Source organism: Rhodococcus sp. GXMU-t2271 (genome assembly GCF_041414735.1).
Classification (GTDB): Bacteria; Actinomycetota; Actinomycetes; order Mycobacteriales; family Mycobacteriaceae; genus Rhodococcus; species Rhodococcus indonesiensis.
On the sequence record NZ_JAUIZP010000043.1, the window covers coordinates 84,723 to 96,040 of the forward strand.

The 11,318-nt window shown below is 69.7% G+C and carries 10 protein-coding genes; 5 read left to right on the top strand and 5 right to left on the bottom strand.

The genetic code is table 11. The features are described 5' to 3' along the window. Positions 1-2 precede the first annotated feature (2 nt). Positions 3-977 (bottom strand): oxygenase MpaB family protein, encoded by a 975-nt coding sequence (locus tag QYS60_RS16605; RefSeq protein ID WP_289377952.1) that lies wholly within the window; start codon positions 975-977, stop codon positions 3-5. Positions 978-982: 5 nt separating this feature from the next. Next, positions 983-2,497: an aldehyde dehydrogenase family protein gene (locus QYS60_RS16610; protein WP_289377951.1), complete on the bottom strand. Its 1,515-nt coding sequence runs from the start codon at positions 2,495-2,497 to the stop codon at positions 983-985. A 129-nt stretch (positions 2,498-2,626) separates the two neighbouring features. On the opposite strand from QYS60_RS16610, the gene QYS60_RS16615 reads away from it, so the two are divergent. Both QYS60_RS16615 and QYS60_RS16620 read left to right on the top strand, forming a co-directional pair. After that, positions 2,627-3,778 (top strand): acyl-CoA dehydrogenase family protein, encoded by a 1,152-nt coding sequence (locus QYS60_RS16615; protein WP_371383689.1) that lies wholly within the window; start codon positions 2,627-2,629, stop codon positions 3,776-3,778. A gap of 3 nt (positions 3,779-3,781) precedes the next feature. Next, positions 3,782-4,459, top strand: coding sequence for a GntR family transcriptional regulator (locus QYS60_RS16620; protein ID WP_371383690.1), 678 nt, complete (start codon positions 3,782-3,784; stop codon positions 4,457-4,459). Positions 4,460-4,551: 92 nt separating this feature from the next. Here QYS60_RS16620 and QYS60_RS16625 read toward each other — a convergent pair whose 3' ends face one another. The 3 genes from QYS60_RS16625 to QYS60_RS16635 are packed head-to-tail and all read right to left on the bottom strand — an operon-like array spanning position 4,552 to position 7,441. Then, positions 4,552-5,028, bottom strand: coding sequence for a DUF4334 domain-containing protein (locus QYS60_RS16625; RefSeq protein ID WP_289377948.1), 477 nt, complete (start codon positions 5,026-5,028; stop codon positions 4,552-4,554). Positions 5,029-5,030: 2 nt separating this feature from the next. After that, positions 5,031-6,149, bottom strand: coding sequence for an NAD(P)-dependent alcohol dehydrogenase (locus QYS60_RS16630; RefSeq protein WP_289377947.1), 1,119 nt, complete (start codon positions 6,147-6,149; stop codon positions 5,031-5,033). Continuing rightward, on the bottom strand, positions 6,146-7,441 hold the full coding sequence (locus QYS60_RS16635; RefSeq protein ID WP_371383691.1) for a TetR/AcrR family transcriptional regulator: 1,296 nt from the start codon (positions 7,439-7,441) through the stop codon (positions 6,146-6,148). The genes QYS60_RS16630 and QYS60_RS16635 overlap by 4 nt, the downstream gene beginning before the upstream one ends. A gap of 249 nt (positions 7,442-7,690) precedes the next feature. Between QYS60_RS16635 and QYS60_RS16640 the strand changes: the two genes are divergently transcribed. The 3 genes from QYS60_RS16640 (at position 7,691) to fadD5 (ending at position 11,304) form a co-directional block, all read left to right on the top strand. Continuing rightward, the gene (locus QYS60_RS16640; RefSeq protein WP_289377945.1) at positions 7,691-8,674 is read left to right on the top strand and encodes a nitronate monooxygenase family protein; all 984 of its coding nucleotides are present in this window, start codon (positions 7,691-7,693) and stop codon (positions 8,672-8,674) included. Further along, positions 8,671-9,450, top strand: a complete 780-nt coding sequence (locus QYS60_RS16645; RefSeq protein WP_371383692.1) for an enoyl-CoA hydratase — start codon at positions 8,671-8,673, stop codon at positions 9,448-9,450. Before QYS60_RS16640 ends, QYS60_RS16645 begins: the two co-directional genes overlap by 4 nt. Positions 9,451-9,720: 270 nt before the next feature. Then, the gene (gene fadD5, locus QYS60_RS16650; protein ID WP_371383693.1) at positions 9,721-11,304 is read left to right on the top strand and encodes a fatty-acid--CoA ligase FadD5; all 1,584 of its coding nucleotides are present in this window, start codon (positions 9,721-9,723) and stop codon (positions 11,302-11,304) included. Positions 11,305-11,318 lie beyond the last annotated feature (14 nt).

Here is an 11,318-nt window from a genome sequence, read left to right on the forward strand (position 1 = left end):
GTCTAGTACTCCACGCCGAGGTCCCGCGGGCGATAGCCCTCCGGGTAACCCGGATACGTGCGGTTGCTCGGATTGCTCGCGGCCATCGAGGTCCGACGTTTCGGCAGCCGGCGTACCACCGCCGACCGGGCCCGCAGCGCGGCTTCCGCGACGGCCCGGACCCGCGGGGAGCCCTGCGGGAACCCGAACGCCGCCGCCATCCGCTCGTCGATGAGCGAGTACACCGCCGTGGCGACGGCGGGTGCGAGCACCTTCGGATACCACGACTGGAACAGTCGCAGGGTGTAGGTGCCGATGCGATGGTTGTCGTCGCTGTAGGTGAAGTGCGCGTCTTCGTAGTCCAGCTTGAACCGCTGGAAGTCCTGGTACGACTCCGGAATGTTCTTGATCCCCATCCGGATCCCCACCTGGCGGTAGAAGTGGAACGAGGCGAGCCGCTCGTGCGGGTGCAACCGCCGCCAGCCGTAGCGGTCGATCCAGTCGATCGGGTCGTAGACGAACGTCGAGAGGACGTAGAGCATGTCGTCGTTGTCGATCGAATACTTGCCGTGCATCCGGTTGACGTTGCGCAGCGACTCGCGACCCCGGTCGGAATCGTAGCCGTGCTCCACGAGTTCGGACATCAGGATCGCGGTGTCGTCGTAGCGCTTCTGCGGGCGGTGCTCGAACTCGCCGGTGCGGGCCAGCAGCGCGGAGATGCTCGGCACACAGTACGTACGGAACAGCGCGAACTCGAGCGACCGCTGGTAGTCCCAAGGGAACTCGTAGCCGGCCGTGATCCGCAGGATGTCCTGGTGGTGGGTGACCGGGTCCAGGCCCTCGATCACCTTCAGCCAGCCGAACCGGCCGAATCCGGCGTGCGGGTCCTGATTCGGCGCGGGGAAGGTGGCGGCCTTCTCGGTCCGGGCGTCGGGGTGGGCGACGACGGACGCCCCGCGCGTGCGTTCCCGGGTGCGGTCGGGGGAGGTCGACGTCATCGCCGTCACCGCCCGTGCCGGGTGCGGAGCATCCACGCGGCGATCTTCATGTCCCGCGCGGTGCGTTCGAGGGTGAGCAGGTTCAGCGGTGCCCGGAACTTCTCGACGGTCACCGACTTAGGCCGGCTGAATTCGCGCAGGCCGTCGGCGCCGTGGATGCGGCCGAACCCGGATTCGCCGATGCCGCCGAACGGCAGCGACGGGATGCCCGCGAAACCGAGCACCGAGTTCACCGACACCATGCCGGTGCGCAGCCGGTCGGCGATCTTCCGTCCGCGAGCGCGGTCCTTGGTGAACACCGACGCGCCGAGGCCGTAGTCGGTGGCGTTGGCGCGCTCGACGGCCTCGTCGAGATCGCGCACCTTGTTGACCACGACCGTCGGGCCGAACGTCTCCTCGCACACGGCCGAGGACCGCTCCGGGACGTCGGTGAGGATCACCGGGTCGACGTAGCGGTCGTGCACCGACTCGCGGCCGCCGACGACGGCGCGGGCGCCGTGCTCGAGTGCGTCGTCGATCTGGCCGCGCACGATGTCGATCTGCCGGGGCAGGGTCATCGGTCCGTAGCTCGCGTCGTCGCTGCCGCCGGGGCGCACCCGCTCGATGGTCGCGGTGAGCTTGTCGAGGAACTGCCGGTAGACCGAATCGACCACGTAGATGCGTTCGACGCCGGCGCAGGTCTGTCCCGCGTTCCCGAACGCGCCGAACGCGGCCATCTCCACGGCCTTGTCGAGGTCGGCGTCCTCCGCGACGATCATCGCGTCCTTGCCCCCGCACTCGGCGACGAGCGGGGTGAGGGTCTCGGCGCACACGGCCATGACCTTGCGGGCGGTGGCACCGGAGCCGGTGAAGGCGATCTTGTCGACGCCGGAGCGGGCGAGTGCCGCCCCGGTCTCGCCGAGACCGGTGATCACCTGGAACACCGGCTGCGTGGGGGCGAGTGCGTTCCACTTCTCCTCGAGCCACTTGCCCACGCCGGGGGTCAGCTCGGAGGGTTTGAACACGACGGCGTTGCCGGCGGCGAGGGCGTAGGAGATCGAACCCATCGGGGTGTAGACCGGGTAGTTCCACGGTCCGATGACGCCGATCACGCCGAGCGGCTGGTACTCGAGGGTAGCCCGCTGGTTGGCGCTGGCGAGACCGGACGGCACCGTGCGCGGGCGCAGCACCTTCCTGGCGTTGCGGGCGGCCCAGTCGAGGTGCTCGATCGCGAGCATCACCTCGAGGAAGGCGTCACCGCGCGGCTTGCCGGTCTCGGCGGAGACGAGGGCCGCGAGGGACTCGGCGTCGGCGGCGACGGCCTTCTTGAACTCGAGCAGCCAGTCGCGGCGGCCACGGAAGCCCTGGTCGGCCCACCATCGGGCCGCCGAACGCGCGCGGCCGACGGCGGCAGTGACGTCGGCGGCGCCGGCGATCGGATACTCGGCGAGGACGGACCCGTTGCGCGGGTCGAGACTCGCGAAGGTGTCCCCCGGAGGGGCCGGGGGCTGGGTATCGGTGGGCGTGAGTTCCTGGGTCATGGGCGCCGCTTCCTTCGATGGGTCACATCAAATATATTTGATGTGATTCACTGTCGTGGATATCACACTAGGCGGCGCGTCCGATGTCGACAACCCCCCACTACTTGTCCAGGCCAGGAGGCCGATCCCATGCACACGAACCTGACGGAATTCACTCCCGAGCAGCAGGACTTCGCGGCAGCCGTCGCCGATTTCTGCCGACGGGAGGTCGGCACCCGCGAACAGCGCGACGCCCTCACCGACCACGGCAAGCACAGCCACAGCCAGGAGCTGTACCGGAAGATGGCCGAGCTCGGCTGGCTCGGGGTGACGGTGCCCGAGGAGTTCGGCGGGTCCGCCGGCAGCACGGTCGACCTGTGCATCCTGCTCGAGCAGAGCACGAAGGGCATGGCACCGATCGGCGGCATCGGACCCACCCTCATCACCGGCGCCGCCTACGAGAAGTTCGGCACGCAGGCGCAGAAGGAGACGGTGCTCGGCGGCATTGTCGAAGGCAGATCCCAGTCCATCTCCATGTCCGAGCCCGAGGCCGGGTCCGACGTCGGCGCCCTGACCTGCCGCGCCGAGAAGGTCGACGACGGCTGGCTGATCAACGGCCAGAAGACCTGGTGCTCCAACGCGCACTTCGCCGACAACATCCTGCTCGTCGCCCGCACCGACCGCAGTGGCGCCAAGCATCAGGGCCTGACGATGTTCCACCTGCCGGCCGGCACTGCGGGACTGAAGATCAGCGGCATCGAGACCATGGGCGGCAAGGAGGTCAACGACCTCTACCTCACCGACGTGCATCTGCCGGAGGACGCCGTCGTCGGCGAGGTCGGCAACGGCTGGACCCAGCTGATGGCCGGATTGAACACCGAGCGGCTCATCCTGGCCGCGATGATGCTCGGCACCGCGCAGCGCGCCTTCGACGACGCCCTGCAGTTCGTCACCGAACGCAAGCAGTTCGGCCGCCCGGTCGGCACGTTCCAGGCCATCCGCCACCGCGTCGCCGACCTGGCCACCGAGATCGAGGCCACGCGCCTGCTCGTCTACCGCGTCGCGCGGCTCGTCGACGACAACCCGGGCAAGTTGTTCCCGCGCGAGGCGTCCATGGTCAAGCTCAAGGCCACCGAGGTCGCCAAGAAGACGGCCCTCGAAGGCATGCAGATGATGGGTGGCTACGGATACGCCACCGAGTTCGACATGGAGCACCACGTCCGTCGCACAGTCGTGTCGACGATCTTTGGCGGCACCAACGAGATCCAGCGCGACATCATCGGCAAGAGCTACGGGCTGTAGACGATGGCGGCACCGACCCGGGCGGCCCGTCCCCTGCGGCGACGGCCTCAGCTCTCGGAGGAGGTCGCGATCCACCTGCGGGGCCTCATCATCTCCGGCGCCCTGCGGTCCGGCGACTTCGTGCGGCTCGACGAGACCGCAGCCGAACTCGGGGTCAGCGTCACCCCCGTCCGGGAGGCGCTGCTGACCCTACGCGGCGAAGGGCTGGTGGAGTCGGTGCCCAACCGCGGTTACGTCGTCTCACCGCTCGGGCGGGGCGACGTGACCGACATCTTCTGGCTGCAGAAACGGATCGCCGTGGAACTGGCGGTGCGTGTACTGCGGGTCGCGGAGCCTGCGGACCTCGATCGGCTCACCGCGCTGAACGACGAGCTGCGGCGCGCGGTCTCGTCCTCGGACGCCGACCGTATCGCCGCCGCGGAGTTCGAGTTCCATCGCGAGGTCAACCGGATCGCGGACAGTCCGAAGCTCGCCTGGTTCCTCTACAGCGCGGCCCGCTACACCCCCTACCGGCTCTACACAGCGGACCCGGCATGGGGCCGGTCCGCCGTCGACTCGCACACCCGATTGATCGACGCGTTCCGCAGGGGGGATCGCGACGAGGTGATCGCGCAGACCGCGGGGCAGTTCGACGATGCGGTCCGCCGGCTGCTCGAGCACCTGGACCGGCGCCCCGAGTGACCGAATGTGACATCCGGTCGATCACATCGACCGGATGTCACATTCGGCCCCGACGCGCGGGGGTTCCGCCGCACTGGGGTGCTGCGCAGGGGCTACAGCACGATGTCGCGTTCGAGGCCGAACCAGTAGTGCTCGCCCGCGTCGAACACGAGCCCGCCCTTGCCGTTCATGACGCCGACGAGCGTGTCGTCGTCGGCCTTCTTGAAGTGGTCGAACACCGGCATGCCGTCGTAGACCATGGTGGCGGTCACCTCGCCGCGGAACCGGACCTCCCACAGCGACGCCTCGCCGCGGCCGGTTTCGACGTCGGAGTAGAGCTCGCCGTTCGCGTCCCGGCACATCAGCGGCTGCACGTCGTGGGCAGCGGCGAACTGCTTGCCGTACCAGCGGGCCCTGCCCAGCAGGGTGTGGGTGCGGTGTCCGGTGTCGAAACTGAATCCGCGCCAGCGGTATCCGACGAGATCGTCGATACGGGCGGGTTCGAGGCGCGCCCACAGGGCGTCGAGTTCGCGCGGCGAGATCGTGTCGGTGCGGCTGCGCAGTGCGGCCAGCTCGTCGGCCACGGTCATGGTCACTCCTGACGGTCGAAGGTGAGTACTGCCTTGACGGCGTCGCCGGCCCGGACGGCGGCGAGCGCCTCGTCGAATCGTTCGAACGGGAAGGTGCGGATCAGTTTCTCCACCGGGAACGAGCCCTGCTGCCACAGGCGGACGAGGTCGGGGAGGAACACGTGCGGGTCGGCGTCGCCCTCGATGACGCCGGTGAGGGTGCGCCCGCCCAGCAGATGCGTCTGGTCGACGGTCACCGGGTTGCGGCCGGCCCGCAGTCCCAGTGTGGCGCAGGTTCCGGGGGCGGTGAGCGAGGACAGTGCCTGCCGGATCACGTCCTCCGAGCCGACGGCCTCGACCGCGAAGTCCACACCGCCGCCGGTCAGTTCGCGGATCCGGCGACCGACGTCGGGGTGCCCGGCGGGGGTGAGGGTCTCGGTGGCTCCGAGCGTGCGGGCCAGGTCCCGGCGCCCGCCGTCGGGGTCCACCCCCACGACGGTCGTGCAGCCGGCGATCCGTGCCGCCATGACGGCGGCCATGCCGACCGCGCCGAGGCCGAACACCGCGAGGGACGAACCGGGTTCGGGCCGCAGCACCCGCAGCACCGCCCCGGCGCCGGTCTGCAGCCCGCAGCCCAGCGGGCCGGCCAGCTCGACCGGCACGTCCCGCGGCAGCAGAACCGCGTTGCGCTCGGTGGCGACCACGAGCGACGCGAAGGACGACTGACCGAACCAGTTACCGTGCAACGGATCACCCGATCCATCGCGCAGCACGGTCGTCCCGTCCGGTCGGCACCCACCATAGTTGAGCGGAGCGAAGCGCGCGCAGTAGGCAGGTCGTCCGCGAGAACAGTTGCGGCACCGACGACACGAATCGAAGCCGAGCACGACCCGGTCGCCGACGGCGAGACGCGACACCGCCGCACCGGCCTCGACGACGGTGCCGGCGCCTTCGTGTCCGAGGACGACGGGAAGCGGTACCGGGACGCCGCCCGCCGCGGCCGTCAGATCGGTGTGGCAGATGCCCACGCCGGCGATGCGCACGACGATCTCGTCAAGCCGCAGTTCGGGTAGCCGGACCGGTTCGAGCTGCGGGTCCGCGCCGTACTCCCGCACCACCGCGGCGAGCGCCGTACGCGTCACGCGTCCGCCGCCGGGTCGGCGAGAAGGGCCGTGTCGCCGAGAAGGGTCGCCAGCATGAGTTGCTGCACGCGGGTCTCGTTGGCGGGTGTGGCGTCGAAGTGCAGGAGACGTCCGACGTCGAGCACGAGGTTGAGCGCGGCGTGCACGAGGAATCGGCACTCGACGGCGGACAGGTCCGGACGCACCTCGCCGAGCAGGCGGGCCCACTCCTCGACGTTGAGCCGCTGGATGTTGCGCAGGTCGGTGCGGTGCGAATCGGGCAGGTTGCCGATCTCGGTGAAGTACACGACCATCAGCTCGCTGCGGGCGAACGACAACTGCACGTACACGCGGGTCAGGGAGCGCAGCGCCTCGGCCGGAGTCGTGGAGTCGGCCAGCGTGCCGTTCACGGCGACGGCGAGCCGGTCCGCGGCCCGGTGGAAGGCCGCGGCGAGCAGGTCGGCCTTGCTCGCGAAGTGCCGATAGACGCCGGAGGCGTTGATGCCGGCCGCCGCACCGATCTCCTCGATGCTCACGTCGTGGTACCCGCGGGCGTAGAACAGCAGGATCGCCTCGTGCAGCAGCACCTCGCGCTTGTTGGCGACGGCGAGGCCCGGGGCGCGGGGCGGCTCGTCGTGTGACCAGCCGGTCGTCGCCGGACGGACACGCGCGACGGACCGGCAGGCCTCGAGCAGCAGCCGCTCGATCCGGCGGTTGGCCAGCGGGGCGCGGTGTGCGGTGATGCTGCCGACGACGCTGAGCATGGCCGCGCTGAGGATGACGTTGTCCGGTTCCGGGAGCTCAGGGCGCAGCGCCGCCAGCGCGGCCCCGATCCGACGGTTGACCCCCCAGATCTCTCGCCGGACCGCGTCGCGGTCCTCTGCGGTGAGATAGCGGCTCTCCCACCGGTAGAGCCCGGCGGTGCGGCGGCATTCGACGGTGGTGCGGATCGCGGCGAGCAGCAGGCGGTCGAGGCGTTCGGCGGGGTCGGCGATCGAGGCGCACGCGGCGTCCGCTTCGGCGACCGCCGTCCCGAGCGTCGTGCCCAGGCTCAGCGCGGCGTCGCGGAACAACGCGTACTTGTTGGGGAAGTGCCGGTAGAGGGCGGGGCCGGAAATGCCGACCGCGGCCGCGATCTCGTCGATCCCGACGCTGTGGTACCCGCGTTCGCTGAACGCCTCGGCGGCGACCGCGGCGATCTGTGCCTTGCGGTTCTTCGGCCGTCGTCGCGGAGTCGGTGCTCCTTCGGTCGCCGTGCGGGCGGTCGACCGTGTCCGCGTCGCCCGCGAACCGGCCCGGGTCTGCTCCGCCACCGTACCTCCATCCATGCCGGGCGTGATGCCGGCAGCCTATCGCAAACGTTAGCGGTCAACACCATATCCGCGTCGGCGAATCGGATTGCGGCCTAGGCTGGAAAAGCCAGCGGAGGACCCTTGACAAACGCGGTGGCGCACCGCGAAAGTTAACGAGCATTCCCGATGTCACCACGGTGTCCGGCCGCTGCGCCGGATGTGTCCGTCCGATGCGCGTCGCGGCGCAGGTCAAGGATCCGAGGAGGTCCAGTGAGAACCCGATTCACCGAGGCATTCGGGGTCGAGCACCCCATCGTCCAGGGCGGGATGATGTGGGTCGGCCGCGCCGAACTCGTCGCCGCCGTGGCCGAATCCGGCGCCCTGGGCTTCCTGACCGCGCTCACCCAGCCGACGCCCGAGGACCTCGTGAAGGAGATCGCCCGGACCCGCGAGCTCACCGACAAACCCTTCGGTGTCAATCTCACGATCTTGCCGTCGATCACCCCGCCGCCGTACGCCGAGTACCGGCAGGCCATCGTCGAGTCGGGTATCAAGATCGTCGAGACCGCCGGGTCCAACCCCGTCGACCACCTGCCTCATCTGAAGGACGCCGGCGTCAAGGTCGTTCACAAGTGCACGAGCGTGCGGCACGCGCTCAAGGCGGAACGCGTCGGGGTGGACGCCGTCAGCATCGACGGATTCGAGTGCGCCGGTCATCCCGGCGAGGACGACGTGCCCGGTCTCGTCCTGATCCCCGCCGCCACCCGGCAGCTGCAGATCCCGGTGATCGCCTCGGGTGGCATCGCCGACGCACGCGGTCTCGTCGCCGCGCTCGCCCTCGGGGCGGACGGGGTCAACATGGGGACCCGGTTCATGTGTACCGTCGAGTCGCCCGTCGCGCACGCGGTCAAGGAACAGATCGTCGCCAACACCGAACGCGACACCCGGCTCATCTTCCGCACCCTGCACAACACCGCTCGCGTGGCGGCGAATTCGATCAGCGCGGAGGTCGTCGAGATCGAATCCGGCGGAGCGGAGTTCGGCGACATCGCGCACCTCGTCGCCGGCACACGGGGCCGGAAGGTGTTCGAGGACGGCGATCTCGAGGCGGGCATCTGGACGGCCGGACAGAGCCAGGGCCTGATCGACGACATCCCGACCGTGGCCGAACTCGTCGACCGCATGGTGTCCGAGGCGGAGTCGATCATCGAAGACCGGCTCCGCGGATTCGTCGCACAGGGGGTCGGGGCGTGAGCACACCGACCGTCGAGGGGCTGCGCTCGGAACTCGCCGACGGCATCCTGCGGCTGACCATCGACCGGCCGGAGCGGATGAACGCCGTCGATCTGCCGACCATGCGGGCCCTCGGCGCCGCGCTGGACGAGGCGGGCACCGATCCCCGGATCCGCACCGTCGTCCTCACCGGAGCGGGAACCGCGTTCTGCACCGGCGCCGATCTCGCTGCGGCAGCGACGAACCCGGCCGACCCGTCCGAGGTCATGGACGTGGCGAACGCGGTGATCCGATCCATCGCGACGGTTCCGGTGCCGGTGATCGCCGCCGTCAACGGCCCCGCCGCGGGCGTGGGCGTGTCGATGGCCGTTGCAGCGGACCTCACCTACGCCGCCGAGAGCGCCTATTTCCTGCTGTCGTTCGTGAACATGGGGCTGATGCCCGACGGTGGAGCGAGCCTGCTCGTCCCGGCCGCGGTCGGGCGTGCGCGGGCCGCGGAGATGGCACTGCTCGGCGAGCGGGTGTCGGCCGCCGATGCCGACCGGTTCGGTCTCGTCGCGCGCACCCTGCCCGACGCGCAGTTCGCCGCGCATGTCGCGGATGTGGCGGCCCGGACGGCGACGAAACCACGGCGCGCCTTCGAACTGACCAAGCGGGCACTTCATGCCGCGACGCTCGGCCTGCTCGACGACGCGCTGGCACGGGAGAAGAGCGGCCAGACCGAGCTGCTCGCCTCGGCGGACTTCGCCGAGGCGGTCATGGCGATGCTCGAGAAGCGACCACCGCGTTTCTCCTGACGACAGTCCGTGCACTTTCGGTAGGGAAACCAGGCCGCTGCCCGAGCGCGCGCACGCCGGAGTGTCCGGTTCAGCCGTTGGGCAACAGAATCATTCGATGTCGACGGCGATTCGTGACGCACGTGGCCGTCACTCCTTCGCGCGCTTGATCCGACGAGAATCACCATTAACAAAGTGCTGGTCGAACATGGCCGCTGCCTGTAATGTGCCTCACATCGAGAACCGGGATCGCGTCCCGTCGGCACCCCCCACGCCCCGAGAGGAATCCTCATGGTCACCGCCTCCACCCTCGCCGAGACGCAGCGCCTGCGTCGCAACAACTGGAACAACCACCTCGAGCGGCACGCCCTGATGATCCCGAACCGCACCGCGCTGCGGTTCCAGGGCCGGTCGATCACGTGGGCGGAGTTGCACGACCGGGTCGAGCGGCTCGCCGGTGCCCTCGCAAGGCGCGGCGTCGGCTTCGGTGACCGGGTCGTCGTGCTCATGCTCAACCGCCCCGAGTACCTCGAAACGGTGCTCGCCGCGAACGCCCTCGGCGCGATCGCCGTACCGGTCAACTTCCGTCTCACCGCACCCGAGGTGGCGTACCTGATGAACGACAGCGGGGCCTCGGCGATCGTGGTCGAGGCACCCCTCGCTCCGCTGGCCGCCGCGGCCCGCGCGGAGAGCGACGGGCTCGGCCTGTCCGTCACCGTCGGCGGGGCCCCGGACGGCGACAGCGTCGCCTACGAGGACCTGGTCGCCGAGACGGGCGAGCCGCACCCGGCCGTCGACGTCCCGGACGACACCCCGGCCCTGATCATGTACACGTCCGGGACCACGGGACGACCCAAGGGTGCGGTGCTCTCCCACAGCAACATGTCCGCGCAGGCACTCACGTGCATCCGTGCGTTCCATCTGTTCGACGAGTCCGGCGTCGGGTTCTGCGCCTCGCCGATGTTCCACATCGCGGCACTCGGTGCGATGGCGCCCAACCTGATGCTGGGCGTCACCACCGTGATCCATCCGGTCGGGGCGTTCGACCCGGACGAGCTGCTCGACGTCCTCGAGGCCGAGCAGGTCACCAACCTGTTCCTGGTGCCGGTGCAATGGCAGGCGGTGTGCGCGGCACAGCAGGCGAACCCGCGGAAGCTGGCCCTGCGCAACATCTCCTGGGGTGCCGCACCGTCGTCCGACACGATCCTGCGCGCGATGGCCGCGACGTTCCCCGACGCGTCGAACGTCGCGGTGTTCGGCCAGACCGAGATGTCGCCCATCACCTGCGTGCTCGACGGCGAGGACGCGCTGCGCAAGCTCGGCTCCGTCGGCCGCGTCATCCCCACCATCCAGGCGCGGGTCGTCGACGACGAGATGAACGATGTGGCTCCCGGTCAGGTCGGCGAGATCGTCTACCGCGGACCCACCATGATGAGCGAATACTGGAACAACCCGTCCGCGACGGCGGATGCGTTCCACGGCGGCTGGTTCCACTCCGGTGACCTCGTGCGCGTCGACGACGAGGGCTTCGTCTACGTCGTCGACCGCAAGAAGGACATGATCATCTCCGGCGGCGAGAACATCTACTGCGCCGAGGTCGAGAACGTGCTGTTCTCGCACCCGAAGATCCTCGAGGCCGCCGTGATCGGACGTCCGGATCCGAAGTGGGGCGAGGTGCCGGTCGCGGTGATCGCGTTGCGGCCCGGCCACGACGATCTCCCCCTGGACGAGCTGCAGCCGTTCCTCGACGAGCAGCTCGCCCGCTACAAGCATCCGAAGGACGTCGTGATCGTCGAGGCCCTGCCGCGCAACGCCAGCGGCAAGGTCGTCAAGCACCAGTTGCGCGGCGGCCTGTCGGCGGTCGTCCAGGGCTGAGACGTCGAGGAGCC